At 72.8% G+C, this 23,622-nt stretch carries 22 protein-coding genes; 10 read left to right on the top strand and 12 right to left on the bottom strand.

All coding sequences use genetic code 11. The features are described 5' to 3' along the window. Positions 1–116: 116 nt before the first annotated feature. From ABZ659_RS16295 to ABZ659_RS16285, 3 genes are read right to left on the bottom strand one after another with little or no spacing between them, the layout of a single operon-like run. On the bottom strand, positions 117–866 hold the full coding sequence (locus tag ABZ659_RS16295; RefSeq protein ID WP_360219371.1) for a succinate dehydrogenase/fumarate reductase iron-sulfur subunit: 750 nt from the start codon (positions 864–866) through the stop codon (positions 117–119). Then, complete coding sequence (locus tag ABZ659_RS16290) at positions 863–2,815, bottom strand: fumarate reductase/succinate dehydrogenase flavoprotein subunit (protein WP_360219368.1); 1,953 nt, start codon at positions 2,813–2,815, stop codon at positions 863–865. Before ABZ659_RS16290 ends, ABZ659_RS16295 begins: the two co-directional genes overlap by 4 nt. Position 2,816: 1 nt before the next feature. Then, positions 2,817–3,488 (bottom strand): succinate dehydrogenase, encoded by a 672-nt coding sequence (locus ABZ659_RS16285; protein WP_360219365.1) that lies wholly within the window; start codon positions 3,486–3,488, stop codon positions 2,817–2,819. A 130-nt stretch (positions 3,489–3,618) separates the two neighbouring features. Between ABZ659_RS16285 and ABZ659_RS16280 the strand changes: the two genes are divergently transcribed. Beyond that, a complete protein-coding gene (locus ABZ659_RS16280; protein ID WP_360219362.1) occupies positions 3,619–4,503 on the top strand; it encodes a LysR substrate-binding domain-containing protein in 885 nt (294 codons plus the stop codon). A 167-nt stretch (positions 4,504–4,670) separates the two neighbouring features. Here ABZ659_RS16280 and ABZ659_RS16275 read toward each other — a convergent pair whose 3' ends face one another. From ABZ659_RS16275 to ABZ659_RS16265, 3 genes are all read right to left on the bottom strand, one after another. After that, positions 4,671–6,815 (bottom strand): EAL domain-containing protein, encoded by a 2,145-nt coding sequence (locus tag ABZ659_RS16275; RefSeq protein WP_360219359.1) that lies wholly within the window; start codon positions 6,813–6,815, stop codon positions 4,671–4,673. Then, on the bottom strand, positions 6,812–7,624 hold the full coding sequence (locus ABZ659_RS16270; protein WP_360219356.1) for an SAM-dependent methyltransferase: 813 nt from the start codon (positions 7,622–7,624) through the stop codon (positions 6,812–6,814). The genes ABZ659_RS16275 and ABZ659_RS16270 overlap by 4 nt, the downstream gene beginning before the upstream one ends. A gap of 215 nt (positions 7,625–7,839) precedes the next feature. Continuing rightward, positions 7,840–8,820 (bottom strand): SCO0930 family lipoprotein, encoded by a 981-nt coding sequence (locus ABZ659_RS16265; protein WP_360219353.1) that lies wholly within the window; start codon positions 8,818–8,820, stop codon positions 7,840–7,842. Between the two features lie 262 nt (positions 8,821–9,082). On the opposite strand from ABZ659_RS16265, the gene ABZ659_RS16260 reads away from it, so the two are divergent. The 3 genes from ABZ659_RS16260 to ABZ659_RS16250 all read left to right on the top strand — a co-directional run bounded on the left by ABZ659_RS16260 (position 9,083) and on the right by ABZ659_RS16250 (position 11,358). Further along, positions 9,083–9,691, top strand: a complete 609-nt coding sequence (locus ABZ659_RS16260; protein ID WP_360219350.1) for a hypothetical protein — start codon at positions 9,083–9,085, stop codon at positions 9,689–9,691. A 33-nt stretch (positions 9,692–9,724) separates the two neighbouring features. Then, positions 9,725–10,489 (top strand): hypothetical protein, encoded by a 765-nt coding sequence (locus ABZ659_RS16255; protein ID WP_360219347.1) that lies wholly within the window; start codon positions 9,725–9,727, stop codon positions 10,487–10,489. A 179-nt stretch (positions 10,490–10,668) separates the two neighbouring features. Continuing rightward, positions 10,669–11,358, top strand: a complete 690-nt coding sequence (locus tag ABZ659_RS16250; RefSeq protein WP_360219344.1) for a hypothetical protein — start codon at positions 10,669–10,671, stop codon at positions 11,356–11,358. 132 nt (positions 11,359–11,490) lie between these two features. On the opposite strand, the gene ABZ659_RS16245 is transcribed toward ABZ659_RS16250, so the two are convergent. Then, positions 11,491–11,976: a hypothetical protein gene (locus ABZ659_RS16245; protein WP_360219341.1), complete on the bottom strand. Its 486-nt coding sequence runs from the start codon at positions 11,974–11,976 to the stop codon at positions 11,491–11,493. A gap of 336 nt (positions 11,977–12,312) precedes the next feature. Here ABZ659_RS16245 and ABZ659_RS16240 point away from each other — a divergent pair, with 336 nt between their 5' ends. After that, on the top strand, positions 12,313–12,981 hold the full coding sequence (locus ABZ659_RS16240; protein ID WP_360219338.1) for a class F sortase: 669 nt from the start codon (positions 12,313–12,315) through the stop codon (positions 12,979–12,981). Between the two features lie 58 nt (positions 12,982–13,039). Here the strand turns inward: ABZ659_RS16240 and ABZ659_RS16235 are convergent, their stop codons facing one another. Continuing rightward, positions 13,040–13,882, bottom strand: coding sequence for a polysaccharide deacetylase family protein (locus tag ABZ659_RS16235; protein ID WP_360219335.1), 843 nt, complete (start codon positions 13,880–13,882; stop codon positions 13,040–13,042). Positions 13,883–14,042: 160 nt separating this feature from the next. On the opposite strand from ABZ659_RS16235, the gene ABZ659_RS16230 reads away from it, so the two are divergent. After that, positions 14,043–14,504 carry a universal stress protein gene (locus tag ABZ659_RS16230; RefSeq protein WP_360219332.1) on the top strand — a complete coding sequence of 154 codons (462 nt, stop codon included), beginning with the start codon at positions 14,043–14,045 and terminating at the stop codon, positions 14,502–14,504. 80 nt (positions 14,505–14,584) lie between these two features. On the opposite strand, the gene ABZ659_RS16225 is transcribed toward ABZ659_RS16230, so the two are convergent. Beyond that, positions 14,585–15,742: a CapA family protein gene (locus ABZ659_RS16225; protein WP_360219329.1), complete on the bottom strand. Its 1,158-nt coding sequence runs from the start codon at positions 15,740–15,742 to the stop codon at positions 14,585–14,587. Between the two features lie 218 nt (positions 15,743–15,960). Between ABZ659_RS16225 and ABZ659_RS16220 the strand changes: the two genes are divergently transcribed. The 3 genes from ABZ659_RS16220 (at position 15,961) to ABZ659_RS16210 (ending at position 18,030) form a co-directional block, all read left to right on the top strand. Beyond that, on the top strand, positions 15,961–16,509 hold the full coding sequence (locus ABZ659_RS16220) for a sigma-70 family RNA polymerase sigma factor (RefSeq protein ID WP_360219326.1): 549 nt from the start codon (positions 15,961–15,963) through the stop codon (positions 16,507–16,509). A gap of 139 nt (positions 16,510–16,648) precedes the next feature. Then, on the top strand, positions 16,649–17,164 hold the full coding sequence (locus ABZ659_RS16215) for a hypothetical protein (protein ID WP_360219323.1): 516 nt from the start codon (positions 16,649–16,651) through the stop codon (positions 17,162–17,164). Positions 17,165–17,367: 203 nt separating this feature from the next. Further along, on the top strand, positions 17,368–18,030 hold the full coding sequence (locus ABZ659_RS16210) for a zf-HC2 domain-containing protein (RefSeq protein ID WP_360219320.1): 663 nt from the start codon (positions 17,368–17,370) through the stop codon (positions 18,028–18,030). Positions 18,031–18,045: 15 nt separating this feature from the next. Here ABZ659_RS16210 and ABZ659_RS16205 read toward each other — a convergent pair whose 3' ends face one another. From ABZ659_RS16205 to ABZ659_RS16195, 3 genes are read right to left on the bottom strand one after another with little or no spacing between them, the layout of a single operon-like run. After that, positions 18,046–18,909 carry a DNA-formamidopyrimidine glycosylase family protein gene (locus ABZ659_RS16205; protein WP_360219317.1) on the bottom strand — a complete coding sequence of 288 codons (864 nt, stop codon included), beginning with the start codon at positions 18,907–18,909 and terminating at the stop codon, positions 18,046–18,048. A gap of 33 nt (positions 18,910–18,942) precedes the next feature. Beyond that, positions 18,943–21,030, bottom strand: a complete 2,088-nt coding sequence (locus tag ABZ659_RS16200) for a SpoIIE family protein phosphatase (protein WP_360219314.1) — start codon at positions 21,028–21,030, stop codon at positions 18,943–18,945. 47 nt (positions 21,031–21,077) lie between these two features. Next, positions 21,078–22,109: a DUF6777 domain-containing protein gene (locus ABZ659_RS16195; RefSeq protein ID WP_360219311.1), complete on the bottom strand. Its 1,032-nt coding sequence runs from the start codon at positions 22,107–22,109 to the stop codon at positions 21,078–21,080. Positions 22,110–22,217: 108 nt separating this feature from the next. On the opposite strand from ABZ659_RS16195, the gene ABZ659_RS16190 reads away from it, so the two are divergent. Beyond that, on the top strand, positions 22,218–23,621 hold the full coding sequence (locus tag ABZ659_RS16190) for a lipase maturation factor family protein (RefSeq protein ID WP_360219308.1): 1,404 nt from the start codon (positions 22,218–22,220) through the stop codon (positions 23,619–23,621). The last annotated feature ends 1 nt before the right edge of the window (position 23,622 follow it).

The raw sequence follows: 23,622 nt of genomic DNA, 5'->3' as shown, positions 1-23,622 counted from the left end.
GTGACGACCGCCGGGAGAGCTGATGTGAACCTGTTGAACGGCAGAAACCAGACGGGGCCGGGAATGAGCACCACCCCGGCCCCGCCCGCCCGCCGTCCCGGCGAACGTCCTCGGGGCTACCGCTTCCCCGCCTTCCGCGTGGCCCGCAGCCACTCCTTGTTCATGCTGGTGATGGACATCAGCGGGATGCCCTTGGGGCAGGCGGTGGCGCACTCCCCGGTGAGGGTGCAGCCGCCGAAGCCCTCGTCGTCCATCTGCGCGACCATGTCGAGCACCCGCGTCTCCCGCTCGGGCGCCCCCTGCGGCAGCACGTTCAGGTGGTTGACCTTCGCGGAGGTGAACAGCATCGCCGCGCCGTTGGGGCAGGCGGCCACGCACGCCCCGCAGCCGATGCACTCCGCGTGCTCGAAGGCGGACTCCGCGTCCGGCTTCGGCACCGGCGTGGCGTGCGCCTCCGGCGCGGACCCGGTGGGGGCGGTGATGTAGCCGCCCGCCTGGATGATCCGGTCGAACGCCGACCGGTCCACCACCAGGTCCTTGATCACCGGGAACGCGGACGCCCGCCACGGCTCGATGTCGATGGTGTCGCCGTCCTCGAAGGACCGCATGTGCAGCTGGCAGGTCGTGGTGCGCTCCGGGCCGTGCGCGTCGCCGTTGATCACGAGCGAGCAGGCGCCGCAGATGCCCTCGCGGCAGTCGTGGTCGAAGGCGACCGGGTCCTCCCCCTTGAGGATGAGTTCCTCGTTGAGGGTGTCGAGCATCTCCAGGAAGGACATGTCGGAGGAGATGCCGTCCACCTCGTACGTGGACATGGCGCCTTCGGCGTCGGCGTTGCGCTGCCGCCAGACGCGCAGGGTGAGCCTCATGCGTAGCTCCGCTGGGTGGGGTGGACGTACTCGAAGACGAGGTCTTCCTTGTGCAGCACGGGGGCCGTGCCGGTGCCGGTGAACTCCCAGGCCGCGGCGTAGGAGAACTCCTCGTCGCGGCGGGCGGCCTCACCGTCGGGGGTCTGGGACTCCTCGCGGAAGTGGCCGCCGCAGGACTCGGCGCGGTGCAGCGCGTCGAGGCACATCAGCTCGGCCAGCTCCAGGTAGTCGACGACGCGGTTGGCCTTCTCCAGCGACTGGTTGAACTCCTCGCCGGTACCGGGCACCTTGATCCGCCGCCAGAACTCCTCGCGGATCTGCGGGATGCGTTCCAGCGCCTTGCGCAGTCCGGAGTCGGTGCGGGCCATGCCGCAGAACTCCCACATCAGCTCGCCGAGTTCGCGGTGGAAGGAGTCCGGGGTGCGGTCGCCGTCGACGGCGAGCAGCCGCTCCAGGCGCTCGCTGGTCTCCGCCGTCACCGCGCGCACGGCCGGGTGGTCGCCGGTCAGCGGCTCCTGGTGCGGGTTGCGGGCCAGGTAGTCGTTGAGGGTGGCGGGGAGCACGAAGTACCCGTCGGCCAGGCCCTGCATCAGCGCGGAGGCGCCGAGCCGGTTGGCGCCGTGGTCGGAGAAGTTGGCCTCACCGATCGCGAACAGCCCGGGTACGGTGGTCTGGAGGTCGTAGTCGACCCACAGGCCGCCCATCGTGTAGTGCACGGCCGGGTAGATCCGCATCGGCACCTGGTACGGGTCCTCGTCGGTGATCCGCTGGTACATGTCGAAGAGGTTGCCGTACCTCGCCTCGACGGCCTCGCGCCCCATCCGCCGGATCGCGTCCGCGAAGTCCAGGTAGACGCCCTGCCCGCCGGGGCCCACGCCCCTGCCCTCGTCGCAGACGTTCTTCGCGGCGCGGGAGGCGATGTCGCGCGGGACCAGGTTGCCGAAGGACGGGTAGACGCGCTCCAGGTAGTAGTCGCGCTCGTCCTCGGGGATCTGGTGCGGGGGCCGGTCGTCGCCCTTGGCCTTCGGCACCCAGATCCGGCCGTCGTTGCGCAGCGACTCGCTCATCAGGGTCAGCTTGGACTGGTGGTCGCCGGTGCGCGGGATGCAGGTCGGGTGGATCTGCGTGAAGCACGGGTTGCCGAAGTACGCGCCGCGCCGGTGCGCCCGCCAGACGGCGGTGGCGTTGGAGTTCATGGCGTTCGTCGACAGGTAGAAGACGTTGCCGTAGCCGCCGGAGGCGAGGACGACGGCATCCGCGAAGTAGGTGTCGATCCGGCCGGTGACCAGGTCCCGGGCGACGATCCCGCGCGCCCTGCCGTCCACGACGATCAGGTCGAGCATCTCGGTACGCGGGTGCATCTCGACGTTCCCGGCCGCGATCTGCCTGCTCAGCGCCTGGTAGGCGCCGAGGAGGAGTTGCTGGCCCGTCTGGCCGCGGGCGTAGAAGGTGCGGGAGACCTGGACACCGCCGAAGGAGCGGGTGTCGAGCAGACCGCCGTACTCGCGGGCGAACGGCACGCCCTGCGCCACGCACTGGTCGATGATCTCCACGGAGATCTGCGCGAGCCGGTGCACGTTGGACTCCCGGGCCCGGAAGTCGCCGCCCTTGACGGTGTCGTAGAACAGCCGGTGCACGGAGTCGCCGTCGTTGCGGTAGTTCTTCGCCGCGTTGATGCCTCCCTGCGCGGCGATGGAGTGGGCGCGGCGCGGGGAGTCCTGGTAGCAGAACTGGACGACGTGGTAGCCCTGCTCGGCGAGGGTGGCCCCGGCGGAGCCGCCCGCGAGGCCGGTGCCGACGACGATCACGGTGTGCTTGCGCCGGTTGGCCGGGTTGACCAGCTTCGCCTCGAAGCGGCGCTTGTCCCAGCGCTCGTGGACCGGACCGGCCGGGGCCTTGGTGTCGGCGACCGGCTCGCCCGTCGTGTAGTGCGTGTACTCAGCGGACATGTCAGCTCACCAATCCGGTCATGACGCCCACGGGTGCGGCGATGAAGCCCAGCGTGAGCGTCAGCGCGAGGACGTTGGCGGTGGTCTTGAGGGCGCGGTCGCGGGTGCGGCTGCCGACGCCGAGGGTCTGGGCGGCGCTCCAGAAGCCGTGCCGGAGGTGCAGGCCGAGGGCGAGCATCGCGGTGAGGTAGATCGTGTTGCCGTACCAGGTGGAGAAGGTGTCCACGACGTTCTGGTAGGGCTTGCCGTGCTCGAAGCCGCCGGTGTGCACGGTGCCGGTGGTGAGGTCCAGGATGTGCCAGACGATGAACAGGCCGAGGATGATCCCGCCCCAGCGCATGGTGCGGGTGGCGTAGGAGGCGCGGGCCCTGGTGTGCACGTACTTGCTGGGGCGCGCCCTGAGGTCGCGGCGGCTGAGCTGGTACGCGGAGACGGCGTGCGCGACGACGGCCACGACCAGCACCACCCGGATCATCCAGAGCGCCCACTCGTAGTGCAGGAACGGCTCGCCGAGGGTGCGCAGCCAGTGGGCGTAGTGGTTGAACTCGCCGGGTCCGAAGAAGATCTTGAGATTGCCGATCACATGGATGACCAGGTAGAGCAGCATGATCAGTCCGCTGACCGCCATCACCGTCTTCTTGCCGACGGAGCTGTCCCACATCGTGCGTGCCATGGACGGCCGTCGGTCCGTCCGCGTTGCCAGAGCCATGACTCAAGACGCTAGGGCCGAAGGTCCCCATCGGTCCAAGACATGGAACGCCTTGTTTCAATAGGTGCTGCCTATGCCGGGCTAGGATGGCGGGGTGCAGTTCCAGCAGCTCCAGTACTTCGTGGCCGTCGCCGAGACCCGGCACTTCACCCGGGCCGCCGAGCTGGTGCACGTTGCCCAGCCCTCGCTGTCCCAGCAGATCAAGTCACTGGAACGGGAGTTGGGGGCGGACCTGTTCCTGCGGGCCCGGGGCAACATCACCCTCACGGACGCCGGGGAGGCGCTGCTGCCGCTGGCCCGGCGGATCCTCGCGGACGCGGACACCGCCCGGCACGAGGTGCAGGAGCTGGCGCAGCTGCGGAGCGGGCGGGTGCGGCTCGGTGCCACGCCGAGCCTGTGCACCGGGCTGCTGCCGGACGTGCTGCGCGCCTTCCACGACCGCTATCCCGGGATCCGGCTGATGATCGAGGAGGGCGGCTCCCACGACCTGGTACGGGAGCTGGCGCGCGGCGCGCTCGACCTGGCGCTGGTGGTCCTGCCGCTGCCGACGCCGTCACCGGCGCTGACCACGGTGGAGCTGCTGCGGGAGGACCTGGTGGTGGTGTCCTCGCCGGAGGCGCCGCGGCCGGGGGGTGAGCGGCGGACCGTGCGGATCGGCGACCTGGAGAGCGAGCCGCTGGTGATGTTCCGGCACGGGTACGACCTGCGGGAACTCACGGTGGCGGCGTGCCGTGCCGAGGGGTTCGAGCCGTCCTTCGCGGTGGAGGGCGGGGAGATGGACGCGGTGCTGGGGTTCGTGCGGGCGGGGCTCGGGGTGGCCGTGGTGCCGCGGATGGTGGCGGCGCGGGCGGGGCGGGGGTTGCGGGTGACTCCGCTGGCGCGGCCCGGGCTGCATCGGACGATCGCGTTGGCGCACCGTAGTGACGTGGCGCCGCCGCGGGCCGCGCGGGAGTTGCAGCGGATGTTGCTGGAGCGGTAGCCGGGGTGCGCCGTTGGTGTGGTGCGCCGTGGCGGGGTGCGGGTGGTCCGTGGCTGGTCGCGCCCACGCGGCGGAGCAGCACATCGATACAGCCCCGCGCCCCTTACGACGCTGTCCCGGGGGCGTTGCCCCGCCACCCGTGTCAGGGGGCGGGGCGCTCCGGTACCTCAGCCCGTCGCGTCGACCAGGGCGAGTTCGTGGAGGCGGTCCGGGGGGCCCGGGCGGGCGTAGTACCAGCCCTGGGCCGTGTCGCAGCCGAGTATGCGGAGCTGGTCGGCCTGGGCGCCGGTCTCCACGCCCTCGACCGTGACCGCGAGGTCCAGGCTGTGGGCGAGGGAGACGATGCCCTCGACGATCTTCAGGTCGACGGGGTCGGCCGGGAACTGCTGCATGGACTGGGTGAAGGAGCGGTCCAGCTTGAGGACGCTCACCGGCAGGCGGCGCAGGTTGGCCAGGTTGGAGTAGCCGGTGCCGAAGTCGTCGAGGGCGATGTCGACGCCCATCTCGGCCAGCCGCCGCAGCGGTTTCAGCAGGTCGTCGTCGGCGCCGATCAGCGCGGACTCGGTGACTTCGAGGCAGAGCGCGTCCGGGGTGACGCCCGCGGCCTGGAGGATCTCCACCGTGTCCTGCACGAGCCCGGGGTGGGTGAGCTGGCAGGGCGAGAGGTTGACGTTGATGCGCAGCGGACCCGCGGCGCTCTGGTCGTACCGCTCCCGCCACTCCCGGGCCTGCCGTACCGACTGCTCCAGGACCCAGCGGCCCAGCGGCACGATCAGCCCGGTGTGCTCGGCGAGCGGGATGAAGCGGTCCGGGCCGAGGACGCCGTGCTGCGGGTGCAGCCAGCGCACCAGCGCCTCGGCGCCGCGCACACTGCCGTCGTCGAGGTTGACCAGCGGCTGGTACTCGATGAAGAACTCGCCCCGGTCGAGCGCGGTCGGCAGCGCGGTGGTCAGTCCGTGCCGGGTGATGGCGCGGGCGTCGGCCTCCGGGTCGGCCAGCTCGAAGCGGTTGCCGCCCGCCGACTTGGCCCGGTACATGGTGATGTCGGCGCTGCGCAGCACCTCCGCGGGGCTGCGCTGGCCGCCCGCCGGACCCTCGACGATGCCGATGCTGCCGCGCACGGTCAGCTCCCGGCCCTCGATCCGGACCGGCGCGAGCAGCGCGTTCATGATCCGGGAGGCGAGTTCGTCGACCTCCCGGCTGGCGTCGGGGCCACAGGTCAGCGCCACGAACTCGTCGCCGCCGAGCCGGGCGACCATCTCGCCGGGCGCGGTCGCGCAGGACTGCAGCCGGTCGGCGACCTCCACGAGCAGCCGGTCACCGGCGGCGTGGCCGAGGCTGTCGTTGATGGTCTTGAAGCCGTCGAGGTCGAGGTAGCAGAGTGCGAAGCGCTGGTCCTCGCCCGCGTTGAGGGCCTTCTCCAGCCGCTCGAAGAACAGGGTGCGGTTGGGCAGGCCGGTGAGGGCGTCGTGGGTGGCCTCGTAGCGCAGCCGGAGGTTGAGCAGCCGCCGCTCGGTGGTGTCCTCCATCATGGCGAGCTGGTACTGCGGGTTGCCGTCGGCGTCCCGCAGCAGGGAGACGGTGAGATTGGTCCACAGGACCGTGCCGTCGGGGCGGTAGAACGCCTTCTCCACGTGGTAGTGCTCGCGCTCGCCGCGCACCAGCTCCTCGTAGAGCCGCCACACCGTGGGCGCGTCCTCGGCGTGCGTCCACTCCTGGACGTTGCGGGCGCGCATCCCCTGCTCGGAGCCGCCGAACATGCGCAGCAGGGCGTCGTTGACCTCCAGGATGGTGCCGCTCAGGTCGGCGATGCCGATCCCTATGGCCGCGCCCTCGAACAGCGCCCGGAACCGGGCCTCGCTGGCGTGCAGGGCCTGCGCCACCACGCCCTGTGCCTGCAACGCGGCCTGGGCGATGGCCTCCTGCTCGGCGAGCGTCCGCTCCCGCAGCGCCTGGGCGAAACCGGCGGCCATCGCGTGCTGGAGGCGCGCGGAGCGGGCCCGCAGGTCCTCGTGCGGGCCGTCGCCGCCGCAGTAGAGCACCAGGTAGGCGTCGACGCAGTCCAGCGTCCGACTGAGCGCCTCCGGGTCGGTGCAGTGCGCCGAGACCAGCGCGGCGCCGACCGCCCGGCCCGCCTCCGCGTGGAACGTCCGCTCACGCAGCGCCTCGCTCAACCGGGCCGCCAGCGGCAGCAGCTCCCGCTCGAACTCCGGGCGGGTGAGCGACGTCGACGTCACCGGGAACACCGCCCGGCTCCAGATCGTCGCGAACCGGCGCAGTCTGTCCTGAGGTCCGTCCGGCTCCCCGCTCACGCCGTACGCCCCACGCCCGCGAAGCCGGAGAAGGCGTACGGGTCCTCGTCCTCCGGTGCGGTGTCCGGCCGCCAGTGCGGCATCGGCACGAGTCCGGGCTCCACCATGTCGTACCCCTCGAAGAACCGCGCGATCTCGTCGCGCGAGCGCATGATCAGCGGGTTGCGAATGTCCTTGTATACGCCCACCGTGCCCTCGGACCGCTCCGCCGGGAGGGGGATTCCCTCGTACGAGGCATGGGTGAGGACCAGCAGGCTGCCGGGCGCGCACGCGTCGCGCAGCTCGGCCACCGCCCCGTACGGGTCGTCCGCGTCTTCCACGAAGTGCAGTATGGCAACGAGGAGCAGCGCCACTGGGCGGTTCCGGTCGATCAGTCGGGTCACTTCGGGACTCGCCAGGATCTCCTGCGGCTTGCGCAGGTCGGCGGCGACGACGTCCGTGTTCTCCCTGCCGTCCAGTACGGCCTGGCTGTGCGCGACGGCGACGGGGTCGTGGTCGACGTAGACGACGTGCGCCCCGGGGCTGGCCGACTGCGCCACCTCGTGGACGTTGCCGAAGGTCGGGATGCCCGAGCCGATGTCCAGGAACTGGGTGATGCCCCGGGCCGCGGCGTAGCGTACCGCGCGGCGCGTGAACGCCCGGTTGGCCTGCATGATCTTCGGCAGGCCCGGCATGAACTCCATGGCCTTGCGGGCCGCCTGCCGGTCGACCTCGAAGTTGTGCGAACCGCCCAGGTAGTAGTCGTAGATCCGCGCGACGCTCGGCACCGAGATGTCGATGCTCCGTGGGGCCCAGGCGGGACGCTCCATCTATCTCTCCAAGGCATAGGCGATCCGGTGTTCGAGCTGAGGCTACTGATCGCCCGCCAATGGAGCGAGCAGAAACGGAAATTGACCATCCGTTCCCGGTCACTGCCTGCGGCACGTGCCAATCCGACCACGGAGGGGAAACGGGCAGCGCACAGCGGTCCGCCCCTCCGCGTCGGCTTGCGGAGGGGCGGACGTCGCGTACGGCCGTACGCCTGTCAGTCGGGGAGGCCGACCGGCTTCCCGTCGGGGGCCACGGCGTACCAGGTGCCGCCGACGCCCTGGCCGTTGGTGTCGCCGGGGGCCTTGTCACCGGCGAAGGTGTAGATCGGCACGCAGTCGATGCTCTGCTGCCTGAGGCCGTCGGGCCGGTTGAAGACCACGTAGCCCCGGTTGGGGGTGGAGCCCTGGAGGTCGATGCCCTTGGTGTCCTCGGCGGCGACCGGCGCGACCACCGGCCACTTCTTCAGGCACTCGCCGGTGCACGCGGTGGACATCGGCCACTGGGTGTCCTTCATGAACCGGTAGACCGTCATGCCGTTCTTGTCGATGACGATCTCGCCGAGCTTCGGGTCCTCCCGGGTCGACAGCCCCGGCAGGTCGGCGAGCGTCGCCTTCTTGCCGTCGGGGGCGAGCGCGTACCAGGTGCCCTTGACGCCCTGGCCCTTGGTGTCGCCGGGGTTGACGTCCTTGGCGTAGCGGTACGCGGGCCAGCCGCCGACGGTCAGCTGCTTGGTGCCGTCGGACCGGGTGACCTCGCCGAGCTTCGCCTCGTCGATGCCCGCGCCCGCGGCGGCGTCGTCCGCGGGCACCGGCGGCCAGGCGGTGGCGCAGTCGCCGTCGCAGTTGGACTTGGGCGGCTTCGCGGTGTCCTCGTCGAAGCGGTACAGGGTGCGGCCCGCGCTGTCCGTCACCAGGTCGCCGATCTCGGCGTTGGCGGACACCGCCAGCTCGCCCGCCGGGGCCGCCTCGGTCCCGGCGCCGCCCTGCTCGCTCGCGCCGTCGCCGTAACCGTCGCCGTAGCCGGTGCCGAGGCCCGAGCCGTCACCGGCGCCCACGGAGGCCGTGGCCGAGGCCGCCGCGCCCACGTTCTGGCTGCCCGGCTGGGCGGCGGGCTGGTCCTGACCGCACGCCGTCGTCAGCGCCAGTACGGCCACGGCGCTCGCCACGAGCGAGGCGCTCCGCCAGGAGGTCTTCATCGTCAACTCCCCGAATCGTCAACATGGGTGTCGCAGCGCCCGCTGCGCCGCCGCACGGCATGGGGTACGCACGGGGACACGGGTGGCGTTCAAACCGCGGCCCGGTTTTTCTCCACGGCGGCCGTGACGCCGTACGGGTGTGCGCCCGCGGGAACGGGCGAACGCCCGTGGGGCGGACCCGGGTTCACCCCGCGTACCTCCTTCGGGGCAATCCGCCCGCGGGCGGGCGTGCCGCGCCGGGTGGCGGCCCAGGATCTCCGTCGTGCATGGACCCGAACCGACCCACCGCCCCGTCGTCGCACGGGGGTTGGCGCTGGTGGCACTCACCTGGCTGCTCGTCGGCGCCCCGGCCGGTACCGCGGTGGCCGATGCCTGCGCGTACGCCTCCACGGGGCCGGGCGGCACGGACGCGGTGGCGGTCGCCGGGGACGGTGACGGTGACGGCTTCACCTGGCCGCCCATCCCGGCGTGCCCGACGCCCACTCCCCCGCCGCCCCCGACGCCGACGCCGACACCACCCCCGCCGCCCCCGACGCCGCCTCCGCCGAAGCCCACTCCGAAGCCACCGAAGCCCCGGCCGACGCCGCCCGCGCCCGCGCCGCCGGTCGCGGCTCCCGTGGCTCCCGCGGCTCCACGGCCGACCCCGGCGCGCACGCCCATGCCTACGCCCACGCCGTCGCCGTCGCCTCCGCCTTCGCCGAGTCCGTCCCGTACGCCCACCCCGCGGCCGTCGGCCTCGCCGGTCACCTATCCGGAGTACCGGGCCACACCGCCGCGGCCGGTCGCGCACCGGCGCACCTCGCCGCTCACCTTCGTCCTGCTCATCACCCTGCCCGCGGTCATCGCCGTGGCCGCGCTGCGGCCCCGCTGACGCCGCGCCCCGCAGACCTCCTGGAGGAACCCCTTGCCGGAATGGCTTGTTCTCACCCTCGCCATGGTGGCCGCCTGCGCCTTGGTGGTCGTCATCACGCTGATGCGGAACCGCAGGGCGGACGAGGACGAGGACCCCAGCGAGACCCCGGACGTCATCGAGTACATGACGATGTGGATCGGCGTGGTGTACGCCATCGTCCTGGGTCTGGCCATCGCCGGGGTCTGGGAGGCCCGGGGCATGGCCCAGGACCACGTGCGCGCGGAGGCCCAGGCACTGCACGAGATCTCGGAACGGGTCCGGGTCTACCCCGCCGATGTCCGTGACCGGATTCGGGACGATGTCAACTCCTATGTCGGACACGTCGTCCACACCGAGTGGAAGGAGATGACCGACGGCGGCGGGGTCACCGCGCGCGGGGACGCGATGATGCAGCGGATCCGTGAGGACGTCACCGACTACGAACCAGCGACGGAGTTCGAGGCCCAGGCGTACCAGCCGCTGGTCGACCAGGCCGCCGCCGCGGACCAGGCGCGGGCGGCGCGGGCGGACTCGACGGACCCGACCATGCCGGGGGTGGTGTGGTTCGGACTGATCGTCGGGGCCGTGGTGACCGTCGGGATGATCCTCGCCCTGCAGATCAGGAGGACCCCGCGCGAACTGGTCCTCGCCGCGGTGTTCTCCTCGCTGATCGCCTTCCTGCTCTTCCTGATCTGGGACTTCGACGCCCCCTTCAGCCGGGGCCTCGCGGCGACGGCGGAACCGTTCGTGACGCTGTTCCCCGGCGCCGGGGGCTGAGGGGCCGCCGAGGGCGCCGCGGCCGTGCTCTCACCCGGCCGACCCACACCCGTAACCCGTTCGCGCTACTGCGATCGCGGTACCAGGGGAGCGTTCCTAGCGTTTCCGGCATCGAGGTGCGTTCCTGGCGCGAGCGGAACAGGTCCGCCGCCGCTCCTCGGGGACCCGGAGGATTCACCATGCGCGCGATACGCGTCGCTTCGGCCGCTCTGCTGGGCGTCAGCGCCCTGAGTTCCTGTGCGCCCGCCGCCATGGCGAAGGGCGACGACAACGTCACGCCGTTCGGTTTCAGCGTCATGCCCTCGACCATCGCGGCCGGGGGGCAGGTCTCGCTGCGGGTGGAGCGGGCGGGCGGGGGGTGCCGGGGGGCCGCCAGCGTGACGTCGGGGGTCTTCGACACCGTGACCATCCGGCCGGGGCAGGACCGGGCCAACGCGGTCGTCGACCGGGACGCCCGCGCGGGGGCGACGTACCGGGTGACGTTCACCTGTGACGGGGCGAGCGGGTCGACGGACCTCACCATCGCCGGGGACCGTCCCGCCGAGCAGCCGCAGCGGCCACACGAGCGACAGCCCCAACAGCCGCACGAACGTGAGCAGCCGTCCCAAAAGTCGCACGAGCGTGAGCAGCCGTCCCAACAGCCGCACCGACCCGAGCAGCAGCCCCCGCCGGACCACCAGCCCGAGCAGCGTCACCACGAGCCCGCGCCGGAGACCGGCGTGCCGCAGCGGGGTGTGCACGCCGGTGAGGGCGGCACGCTCGGCGGGCTCGACCTGCGGGAGATGGGCCTCGGGCTGGCGCTGGTCACCGGCTCGGTGGGCGCGGCGTACCACCTCTCACGCCGCCGGAGTGGTACGGACGGCGCCTGAGCCCGTCATGCCCTTCGCCCTGGCACCTCCTCCTCCCGGACTGACGAGGGAGGGAAGGTGCCGGGGCGAAGGGCCTGCCACGTGCGAAGGACGGAGCGACCGAAGGGGGCGGTCAGCGACCGGAGGGCCGGGTCAGGCCCGCCGCTCGGCCCGTCGGCGCATCCAGAACACCCCGCCGCCGACGGCCGCCGCGGCGACCAGCCCACCGCCGATGGCCATGTCGGTCGGCGTCGCGCCGCTGGTGCTGCTGCCGCCGAGGCCGCCGCGGACACCGCCGATGACGGTGAACGCGGCCGGGCGGGTCAGGGTCCGGCCGCCGCAGTTGACGGTGATGTCGTACGCGCCGGGCCGGGCGTTGCTGTTGATGGTGGCGGTGCCCTTGGCGGTCTCGTTGGCACCGTGGATGGGGGTCAGGCTGGTCCTCGGGAAGGCGCCGGACGTCATGGTGCCGCCGGTGCGGCAGCCGTCGACGGTGACCGTCAGCTGGCCGCCGCGGGCGATGACGCTGGGCAGGGCGACGATGTTGCTCGGGGTGTCCCAGGCGACGGCGGCCGGGGCGGCGAGCCCGAGCGTGGCGACCGCGGCGGCCGAGACCGCCAGGGCACGTGTTCTACGCATGTGATCCTCCGCGGAAGACGCCCCCCGGGGCCCGTCCCCGGTCGATCGGCGAGAAAGCGTCTCCCGCACACGACCCTCGAACGCGCCGCACCGGCCCGCATGTCGGGAATGGTCCGTCCTGGTGAGCCGACACGCCGACGGAAAACCACACAATCGGATATCACCGCAGGTCACGGACCGTCAGAAATTTCCTGTCGGCGGCGACTCGGATGGCGCACCGCGCCACGCCGGGGCCACCCGTTCGTATCTGCCCCGTCGCCCGTTCCGCGTGTGCCGTCTAGCGTTCTCCTATGCGCGGAATGACGCGGCGACGGCCGTGTCGAGAGGGGATGGCGAATGTCTGTTTCCGAGCTGGCCGAGGAGGAGGAGCGGCGGAAGAAGCGCGCCCCGTGGGGCGTGATAGCGCTTGTTCTGCTGACCGGTCTCGCGCTTATTCGGAATGGTTCGGGAGAGTTCGACGTGGGCCCGCCGCAGCCCGCCACCGCGGCGGCGGCCGACGCGGACAGCCGCAGCGCGCCCGACACCTTCCCGGCCCCCGTCCAGCCACTGCCGTACGCCGTCCCGGACCGGGTCAGGATCCCGGCGATCCAGGTGGACGCGCCCGTGATGCCGGTGGGGCTGGACGCGGCGGGGTGGGTGGACGCGCCGCCGCCGGAGGACCCCAACCTCGCGGGCTGGTTCACCGGCGCGGTCTCCCCCGGCGAGAAAGGCACCGCGGTGGTCGTCGGCCACGTCGACAACAAACAGGGCCCCGCGGTCTTCTACGGGCTCGGCGCGCTGAAGAAGGGCAGCCATGTCGAGGTGTCCCGGCAGGACGGGAAGACAGCGCTTTTCGAGATCTACGGCATCGAGGTGTTCGAGAAGAACAACTTCCCCGGTGACCGGGTCTACGGTTCGAAAGGCGCCGCGGAACTGCGGGTCATCACCTGCGGGGGCGGCTTTTCCCAACAGAACGGATACGACGGGAACGTGGTCGTCTTCGCCCGTCTGACCGAGGTCCGCTGACCCGGGTTCCGGGTCAACGGATTCCGGGTCGACGGACTCCGGGTCGACGGATTCCGGGTCAGTCGAACCGGCGCCGGGGAACGGCGACGCGGTAACCGGAGTCCAGCAGGTCCGGCAGGTAGTCGCGCAGGGCGCGGACGCTCTGGCTGCGGTCGCCCCCGGCGTCGTGGGAGAGGACGACGACGCCGGGGGCGGCGCCGTCCTCCACGCGGGAGACGATGGTGCGGGCGCCGGGGCTGGTCCAGTCGAGGGTGTCGACGGTCCAGGCGAGCGGCTCCATGCCCAGTTCGGCGCCGAGTTGGAAGGCGGCGCGGTTCCAGGCGCCGTAGGGCGCGCGGAACCACTCGGGGCGGTCGCCCCAGGCCTCCTCGATGACGTCGCTGGTGCGTTCCATCTCCGCGCGGATGCGGGACCGGCGCAGCCGGGTGAGCAGGGGGTGGGACCAGGTGTGGTTGCCGACGACGTGGCCCTCGTCGGCCATCCGCGCGAGCAGGTCGCGGTGCGCGGTAGCCATCTCGCCGCAGACGAAGAACATGGCGCGGACGTCGTACTCCCCCAGGGTGTCCAGGATGGCCGGGGTGTAGCGGGGGTCGGGGCCGTCGTCGAAGGTCAGCACCACGGTGCGGCCGAGTCCGGAGACCCGCAGCAGGGGCGCGCGGCGCACCGGCGGGAGGTGGCGGACGGCTCGGGGCGGGCCGTATCCGGCCAGGGGCTGGAGGCGGTGGGCGGAGGGTTTCAGCGGGCGGCGCGCGGGGGGCCCGGCGGCGGGGGCGGCGGATCCGACCGTCGCGTCGCCCGTGCCGAGGGTGAACAGCCCGGCGGTTCCGGCGGCACCGGCACCCAGGGCGGCGGTCCCCGCGAGCAACGCCCGGCGCCGCGTGAGCAACTGATCCTTCTTCATGACTCATCAGTCGCCCGCCCGAGCACCGACCCACCACCCCGGCACCGGTGCGGCGGCACGATTCCACCCGGGCGGCGCAGCGGGGCGGGGGCCGCACCGGGCGGAGGCGGGGGTTCCGCCCGCACCGCGGGCCGGAGGGACGGTCGGATAATCTCGGGGCGTGACGGAACAGCGGGCACAGCGGTTCGAGCGGGGTACGGACGGGCCGAAGGTCATCGTGGTCGGGGTGGACGGGTCCGACTCGTCGCTGCGGGCGGCGGCGTACGCCGGAGGGCTGGCGCGGCGGCAGGGGGCGCTGCTGGCGATGGTGTACGTGCAGCCGGTGCTCGCCGGGGGCGCGGCGCTCGGCGCGCCGGTCGCCGACACCACCGACGAGATCGCCGAGGACCTGGTGGCGCAGATCAGGGAGGCCACCGAGCGGGTCAAGGGCATCTTCGACGTCCGCTGGGAGTTCCACACGTTCCGCGGCGACCCCTACAACGGGCTGGTGAAGGCCGCCGACGACCTGAAGGCGGACGCGGTGGTCGTCGGCGCCTCCGAGCAGGCCGGGCACCGGATCGTCGGGTCGGTGGCGATCCGGCTGGTGAAGGCCGGGCGGTGGCCGGTGACGGTCGTACCGTAGGCCGCCCGCCCGCCACGTCACTCCCCCAGCGGCAGCCCGTCCCGCGCGTCACTCCCCCAGCGGCAGAGCGTCCCGCCGCGTCACTCCCCCATGAGCAGGCCGTCCTGCGCGGCGCCCCGGCTCAGCACCACGTCGCGGATGCGGTCGCGCACGGCGCGCACGTCGGCGCCCCGCGCGAGGGCGTCGTTGAGGTTCACCACCCGTCCGGCGTCCACGTCGAAGAGCTGGGGCACGAACTCGGCCCGGGTGACCCGCCAGCGCCCGCCGGGCTCGGCGGGCGGGGCGAAGGTGAAGCGGCCGAGGGTGGACTGGTTGCCGCGCGGGTCGGTCGCCCCCTGGTGGTTGACCATCTCACCGGCGATCTGGTCACCCATGCCGTAGACCACCCAGGTGCCGTTGACCTTCTCATACGCCTGCGGAACGTGGGCGTGGGTGCCGAGGACGAGGTCGATGTCGGGGCGGTCGGCGGTGGCCGAGGCGGTGAGCCGCTGGGCGAGGTCCAGTTGCCCCTCGTCCGGGGCGTCCTGCCACTCGGTGCCCCAGTGCACAGAGACCACGACCACGTCGGCACCGGCCTGCCGGGCGGTGCGGGCGTCGGCGACGATCCGCTCCGCGTCGGTCAGGTTGACGGCCCAGGGCTGGCCGGGCGGCAGGGGCCGGCCGTTGGTGCCGTAGGTGTAGGCGAGGTGGGCGACCTGGGCGGCTCCGGCGCGCAGCACGGTGACGGCGCGCCCCTCGGCCTCGGTGCGCGCCGAGCCCGCGTGCCGTACGCCCGCGCGGTCGAGCGCGTTCAGGGTGCGGCGGATTCCGGCGGCGCCGTCGTCGAGGGTGTGGTTGGAGGCGGTGGAGCAGCCGTCGTAGCCGGTGTCGGCGAGGGCGCGGGCGATCTCCGGCGGGGACTTGAAGAGGGGGTAGCCGGTGTAGTCGCCGTTCTCGCCGTACACGGTCTCCATGTGGCACAGGGCGAGGTCGGCGCGGGAGACGACAGGGGCGATCCCGGCGAGCATCGGGTGGAAGTCGTAGCCCTGGCCGCCCGCGTCGAAGCGGGCCCGGTCGATGACCGAGGAGTGCGGGAGGACGTCCCCGGAGGCGACCAGGGTGAAGCCGCGGTCCCGGGCGGCGGCGGGGGCGGGGCGTCCGGGCCGGTCGGGTGGTTCCCGGTGCTCGGCCTGGCAGGCCGCCGCCGCGGCGAGCACGGCGGTCAGGGCGAGGGCCACCTGGTGTCTGCGTGCGATCATCCGTTCACCCCAGAGTGCGATCCATAGTATTTACCCACAAATAGGTACGAAGGTGGATCGGCGCGCAAACAACCCCAGCGCTCCCTTTAACCCGTCCGGTGTCCGCCCGCGGGGCTCACGGACCGTTCGTCGAACCGTTCGTCGACTCGATCGACCGTCCGTCGCAGAGCCGTGTCCGTCGTCTGTCCCGGCGCCCCGCCCTGCGATGCGATACGGCCATGACGGCCGGAACCACACTCACCGACGTGACGACGACCGCCGAGCACGAGCTTGCCGCCCTCCAGCGCGAGCACGGCCGGCCCCTCTTCTCGCTGCTGCTGCGGCTCTGCGACGGAGACCGGCAGCGCGCCGAGGACCTCGTGCAGGAGACCCTGGTACGCGCCTGGCAGCACCCCGAGGCCCTGCGCGCCGACGCCTTCGAGTCCGTACGGCCCTGGCTGCTCACCGTGGCCAGACGACTCGCCATCGACGCCCGCCGGGCCCGGCAGGCCCGTCCGCCGGAGGTCGGCGACGCGGTGCTGGAGAACGCCCGGGTCTGCGCGGACCACGCCGAACGGTCGGCGGCGGCCGTCGACGTGCGGGAGGCTGTGAAGACACTCACTCCGGAGCACCGGCAAGTCCTGGTGCTGGTGTACTTCCAGGAGGCGAGTGTGGCGGAAGCGGCCAAGGCCCTCGGCATCCCGCCCGGTACTGTGAAGTCGCGCGCGTACTACGCGCTGCGCGCCCTGCGCCGGGTTCTTCCCGGTTACGCGGCCGACCTGCGGTGAAACCGGGGGTCGGGTCAAGCCTCCGTAAAGCGCCTTGCCGCTGACCCCGGTTGGGTAATCGGCTGTCCTCATCCGTGTTCCGGAGCGGGACTCGGGGGGTCGGGCGACGCGCGCAGGCACCGGAGGAAGGCAGGAAGGGATGCAGGACAGAGGTCACCACAGTACGGGCGGCACCGGAGACGGCGAACTGGCCGTCCCCATGGCCTGGTTGTACGCCGAGTACATCGCCGAGAAACTGCTGCGGACCGGCGATCTGATGCCGCCGACGTCCTTCGAGTTCCGCGCCGGGCGCGACGCCCTGGCGCTGACGATCTTCCTCTCCGACGGCGGTGAGGACCTGTCCGGCATCCGGGTCGTCTCCCAGCTGGAGACCTGGCTCTCGCTGACGGCGTACGACCAGCCCTGGCAGGACTGGGTGGGTGAGCGGATGACGCAGCTCACCGCCGAGGCCGCCGCCTCCGGTGCGGACGCCCCGGACCTGGAGCTGGCCCGGGCGGCCTGGCGCTGGCTGGAGGAGACCGAGCTGCTGGCGCCGGACCTGAACGCGGTACCGGGCGGCGCGACGGCGGTGGGCGAGGACGACGGGCCGAAGGTGTGGACCCCGGCGTGGCAGCTCGGGCTGCCGCTCGGGCACCTCGCCATCCACCTGTTCTGACGCGCCCGGCGCGCCCCGCCCGGCCGGGTGTGGCGGGAAACGCGCGCCGGGCGGGGATCCGTACCAATCCGCGGGCCGGACGGCTCCGAATCACCAGGTTGCGATTCGGTGTACGCCTTGAGTGATTCGGCTGCCCGGTGCGTACCGGTGGGAGCAAGGAGTAACCGCAACCCCACCCGCACCCCACGGCACGAGGATTCGGCATGAGGTCCCTGGAAAGGCATCGCGACGTCGGCGCGTACGCGCTCGGCGTGCTGGACGAGGCGGAGTCCTTCCGTTTCGAGGACCACCTCATGGACTGCGCCAGCTGTACCGCGCACGTCACCGAATTCGGGCCCGCCACGCGGCAGTTGATGCTCTACCGGCGGGCGACCCCACGCTCGGTGCACCCCCTGGCGGGGCCCGGCGCCCGGCTCCTGGAGCGGCTGCTCGGCGAGGTCGCGGCCCGGCACCGGGCCGGGCGCAGGCTGCGGCTGTACGCGGTGGCCGCCGCGGTGGCGCTCGCGGTCGCCGGACCCGGTGCCGTCGTCCTCGCGAGTGGCGGCGGCGACCACGGTGGGACGGCCGTGCGGGTGACGGCGACGGACGAACGCTCGGGGGTGTGGGCGCGGGTCACCAGCGCGGACGAGACCTGGGGCAGCCGGGTCGAGGTGACCGTCAAGGACGCGGCGGGCCCGCGCGTGTGCAGACTGGTCGCGGTCGGCCACGACGGCTCGGAGGAGACCGTCACCACCTGGACCGTGCCCCGGCGGGACGCCCGCCCCCACACCGTGAACGGCGGCGCGGCCCTGCACCTCGACGAGATCGACCACTACGAGGTGCGGACCACGGAGGGGACCCGGCTGGTGACGCTCACCGCCCCCTGACCCGGCGCGGTACCCCTACTTCAGCAGCCGGGACAGCCGACGGTCGGCCAGCGGTCGGCCGTCCGTCTGGCAGGTGGGGCAGTACTGGAGCGAGGAGTCGCTGAAGGACACCTCGCGGATGGTGTCGCCGCACACCGGGCAGGGCTCCCCCGTCCGACCGTGCACGCGCAGGCGGCTCCTCTTCTCGGCCTTCAGCCGCCCCGCCGCGAGCCCCCGGGACCGCTCCACGGCCTCGGTGAGGGTGCCCCGCAGCGCCTGGTACAGCGTCGTGACGTCCTCGGGGGTGAGGGTGGCGGCGAGCTTGTACGGGGACATCCGCGCGGCGTGCAGGATCTCGTCACTGTACGCGTTGCCCACCCCGGCGATCAGGCCCTGGTCGCGCAGCGCGCCCTTGATCCGGCGCCGCTCGTCCTTCAGCAGCGCCGCGAGCCGCGCCTCGTCGAAGTCGTCGGCGAGCGGGTCGGGTCCGAGCCGGGCCACCCCCGGCACCTGCTCCGGGTCGGCCACGACGTACACCGCGAGCCGCTTCTGGGTGCCCGCCTCGGTGAGGTCGAACCCCGCGCCGTCCGCCAGGGCCACCCGCAGCGCCAGCGGTCCCCTGCCGGGCCTGGGCGGGCCGTCGGGCAGGCGGTCCTTCCACTGGAGCCAGCCCGCGCGGGCCAGATGGGTCACCAGGTGCGGGCCGCCGCCGGTGACGACGTCGAGGAACTTGCCGTACCGGCGCACGGCGGTGACCTCGTGGCCCTCGACGGCGGACAGGGGTGGGTCGTACGTCTTCAGGACGCTGACGGCGACGGGCAGCACGCGGACGATCTCGCGACCGACGAGGTGCTCGGTCAGGAAGTCCTTCAGCGCCTCCACCTCGGGCAGTTCCGGCATACGTCCAGGGTGCCAGGGACGCCGGGCGGGCGCTCAGCGCCGTACCGGCACCACGAACTCGCACCACACCGCCTTGCCGCCGCCGCGCGCCTCCACGCCCCAGACGTCGGCGAGCAGGTCGACGAGGAGCAGTCCGCGCCCGGACACCCCGGACTCGCCCGCCTCCCGGCGGCGGGGCAGGGCGCTGGAGGTGTCCTCGACCTCGACGCGCAGCCGCCGGTCGCCACCGGTGAGGACGCGCAGGGTCAGGACGGCGGCGCCCTCGGTGTGCATCAGCGCGTTGGTGACCAGTTCGTCGGCGACGAGTTCGATCTCGTCGGCCCGGTCCGCGGCGCCCCAGGAGCGGACCGCGGCGCGGATCATGTGCCGGGCCTGGGTGAGCGCCTCCGGGTCGCCGGGCGCGACGTGCTGCTGGAGACGGCCGCCGGTCCGCGGCGCGTCCAGGCCGCGGCGGCGCAGCAGGAGCAGCGCCACGTCGTCCTCGCCGCCGCGCTCCCCGGCCACCTCGATCAGCCGGTCCGCGAGGTCGCGTACGTCGTCGGGGCCGGTGGCGACGAGGCCGGTGAGGATCTGTATCCCGTCGTCGAGGTCGGTGCCGGGCTGCTCCACCAGGCCGTCGGTGCACAGCAGCAGGGTGTGGCCGGGGTCCAGTTCCAGGGTCGAGACCGGGTACTCCAGGCTGCCGAACTCCGCCGAGAGGCCGAGCGGCAGCCCCCCGTCGACGGGCACCCGGCGGCAGGAGCCGTCCACGGCCCGCACCAGCGGGTCGATGTGCCCGGCGCGCACCACCTGCACCACCCCGGTGCCCAGGTCGGCCTCCGCGTACAGGCAGGTGGCGAAGCGGTCGGTGTCCAGTTCGTGCAGGAAGACCGAGGCGCGGGCCATCACGGTGGCCGGGGTGTGCCCCTCGGCGGCGTACGCGCGCAGCACGATCCGCAGCTGGCCCATGACGGCGGCGGCGTGCGTGTCATGGCCCTGGACGTCGCCGATGACGGCGCCGACCCGGCCCCCCGGCAGCGGGATCAGGTCGTACCAGTCACCGCCGATGTCCCGGCCGAGGGAGCCGCCGATCTCCGCGGAGCGGTAGCGCACGGCCACGTCGGCGCCACGCACGCTGGGGATGGTGCGCGGCAGCATCGCCTGCTGGAGTCCCTCGGCGAGGTCCTTCTCCTGCTCGTAGAACATCGCCCGCTGGAGGCTCTGCGCGATGCTGCTGCCGAGCGCGATGAGGATGTTGCGCTCCTCGGGCGTGAAGCCGCGGCGGTCGCTGTAGAGCAGGCCCATGGCGCCGATCGGCCGGGTCTGCACGATCAGCGGCAGATAGGCGGCCGAGGTGATGTGCAGGTCGGTGATGTGCGGCCACAGCAGCGGGTAGCTCTCGGCGAAGTCCTCCGGGGACTCGATGAAGCGGGGGCGCAGGGTGCGGACGACCTCGCTCATCGGGTACTGCTCGTCGATGCCGGTGACCAGGGTGCCGGGCACGAAGCTGCCCGCCGGGCCCTCGGCGATCAGCCGGATGCGGTGCGCCTCGACCCGGCCCATCACCAGGCTGGTGGCGCCGAGGTGGCTCAGGCCGCGGGTGTCCTTGAGCACGTCGATGACGTCCTGGACGGTACGGGCGTGCGCGAGGGCGGCCGTGGTCAGCTCCACGACGTTGGTCTGCTGGCGCCGGGCGTCGTCGCGGGCGGCCTGGTCCCGGCGGGCCGCGGTGTCGCTCAGCTCCTGGGTGGCGTCCCGGACGATGCCGATGATCCGGCGCGGGTGGCCGTTCTCGTCGCGCCGGATGTAGCCCTGGGTGTGGGCCCAGCGCAGGGTGCCGTCGCGGCGGCGGACACGGAAGTAGGCACCGTAGTTCTCGCTGCCCTCCTTCAGCGCCCGGGAGACGTAGGTGTCGAGCCGTCTGGCCTCCAAGGGCGGCACCCGTTTGCCGAGGGTGTCCGGGTCGTCGTCGTATTCGTCGGGGCGCAGGTCGAAGATCTCGTGGGCCTGGGCGTCCATGGCCATCAGTCCGGTGTCCAGGTCCCAGTCGAAGCTGCCCATGCGGTTGAGCGCCAGGATCGGGTCCGGGTGGGCGGGCCAGTCGTCCGGGAGGGAAAGGGCGCTCGCTCCCCGATCAGCCATGCGCCCACCTTGCCAGTGTTCGACCGATTCTTCGACTTGTCGTCGTCTCATTCGACGGGCGGGGAGGGGTCGTCGGGTTCCTCCGGTTCACCGGGTTCGTCGGTGGCGTCCGGGATCAGTCCGCCGCCGTCGGGGAGGTCGGGGGTGTCGGGGACGGTCTCGGGGACGGGGGTGGGGACGGGGGTGGGGGTGGGGGTGGGCGCGGGGGTGCCGGAGGGCTCCGCTGACCCGCTCGGCGTCCCCGGCGTCTCCCCCTCGGCCGGACTCTCGGCCTCGACCGGACTCTCGGCCACCGGCGCCTCCGGTGTCACCGGCGCTTCCGTGCGCGGCGGTGGCGGCAGCCCCCGGTCGTGCAGGACCGCGTGCCCGATCCGCCGTTCGAGCCAGGTGCCGTGGGTGAGGTCGAGGAGGGTGAGGCCGGCCATCACCCGGGGCGCCCGGGTCACCACCACGATTCCGGCGGCCCGGTATCCCGGCCAGGGTCTGCCCCCGGTGACCGCGCCGTGCGGCAACGCGAGCGGCGGGGCCAACGGGTTGCCGCAGGCGCAGCGCAGCCGGGGCAGCCCCCGTTCGTCGACCAGGACGGCGGTGCCCGCCTGGAGGACGGCCTGCCGGACCCGGGCGCGGCCCGCGCGGTACCCGTGGTCGGTGACCCGGGTGTCGGCGCGCAGGACGACCGGGGTGAGGGAGTGCAGATAGGCCGACAGTTCCTCCCGGGCCACCCCGGTGGCCTGGGCGAAGGCGCCCGCGCGGGCCGGGTCCCGGGTGAGCAGGTCGGTCTGCCGCTCGACGTCGCAGCTGAGGGTCCGCCGGGTGCCGCCGTAGAGGCCGGGGGTGCCGCCGGAGAGGGTGCGCGGGCCGGTCCGGGCCGGTGGTGCGCCCGGCGTTCGGGGCGGCGCGGCCGGGGTAGCCGGAGTGGTGGCCGTGGAGCGGGTGAAGGGGTCCGGCCCCGGGGCCGCGGCGGGGTGCAGGAGAAGGGCCGGGCCCGTCCCGCTGCCGCCGCCGTCGGCGCAGCCGGTGACGAGGAGCGCCACCCAGAGCAGACAGGCGGTGGCCAGGATTCCGGTGGAGGTACGCACCGCTCTCTTCCGCTCGATATCGTCCTGATTCGTCACTATTGTCTGCTTCACTCGCACGGGTACCGCAACCGAGGAACGCGGTCCCGCTACGGAGGAGAGCGCACGGCCGTGGACTGGTTCACCGCTTCCGACTACTGGCTGAGCCGACTGGTCTTCCAGCGGGCGCTCGCCGCGGTCTACCTCGTCGCCTTCCTGACGGCGGCCCTGCAGTTCCGGGCGCTGCTCGGGGAGCGCGGGATGCTGCCGGTCCCCCGGTTCGTGGCACGGGTGCCGTTCCGGCGGTCGCCGAGCGTCTTCCACCTGCACTACTCCGACCGGTTCTACGCGCTGTGGGCCTGGGCGGGCTGCGCGGTGTCGGCGGCGCTGCTGGCGGGGCTCGACGGGCTGCTGCCGCTGTGGGGCGGGATGCTGCTGTGGCTGGTGCCGTGGCTGCTGTACCTGTCGATCGTCAACGTCGGCCAGACCTGGTACTCCTTCGGCTGGGAGTCGCTGCTGCTGGAGGTCGGCTTCCTCGCGGTGTTCCTCGGCAACGACGAGGTGGCGCCGCCGGTGGTGGTGCTGTTCCTGCTGCGCTGGGTCCTGTTCCGGGTGGAGTTCGGGGCCGGGCTGATCAAGATGCGCGGGGACGAGTGCTGGCGGAAGCTGACCTGCCTGGACCACCACCACGAGACCCAGCCGATGCCGGGCCCGCTGAGCTGGTTCTTCCACCGGCTGCCGAAGCCGGTGCACCGCGCCGAGGTGGCGGTCAACCACGTCACCCAGCTGGTCGTCCCGGTGCTGCTGTTCGTCCCGCATCCGGTCTCCACGGCCGCCGCCGCGCTGATGGCCGTCACCCAGCTGTGGCTGGTGCTGTCCGGCAACTTCTCCTGGCTGAACTGGATCACCATCGTGCTGGCCCTGTCGGCGATCCGCTTCCCGACGGACCCGCCGACCACACCGGACGCGCCCCTCTGGTACGTCGTGGTGGTCCTCGCCGTGGCCGCGCTGCTGCTGTTCCTGAGCTACCAGCCGGTACGGAACATGGTCTCCCGGAGCCAGGTGATGAACCGCTCCTTCGACCCGCTGCACCTGGTGAACACCTACGGCGCGTTCGGCAGCGTCAGCCGGGTCCGCTACGAGGTGGTGATCGAGGGCACCTCGGACGCCGCCCCGCGCGAGGACTCCGACTGGCGGGAGTACGAGTTCAGGGGCAAGCCCGGCGACCCACGGCACTGGCCGCGCCAGTTCGCGCCCTACCACCTGCGCCTGGACTGGCTGATGTGGTTCGCCGCGCTGTCACCGGGCTACGCCGGGGCGTGGTTCGCGGCGCTGGTGGAACGGCTGCTGGAGAACGACCGCCCCACCCTGAAGCTCCTGCGCCGCTCCCCGTTCCCACCCGACGACCCCCCACGCTTCGTCCGCGCCCGCCTGTTCCACTACCGCTTCACCACCTGGCCCGAACTCCGCGAGACGGGCGCGTGCTGGGAGCGGAGCTTCGTACGGGAGTACCTGCCACCGACGCGGCTGATGTGAC

The organism is Streptomyces sp. NPDC006997 (assembly GCF_040635175.1).
Classification (GTDB): domain Bacteria; phylum Actinomycetota; class Actinomycetes; order Streptomycetales; family Streptomycetaceae; genus Streptomyces.
The sequence above is the reverse complement of the archived record's forward strand: the minus strand, read 5'-3'. Positions and strand labels throughout refer to the sequence as shown.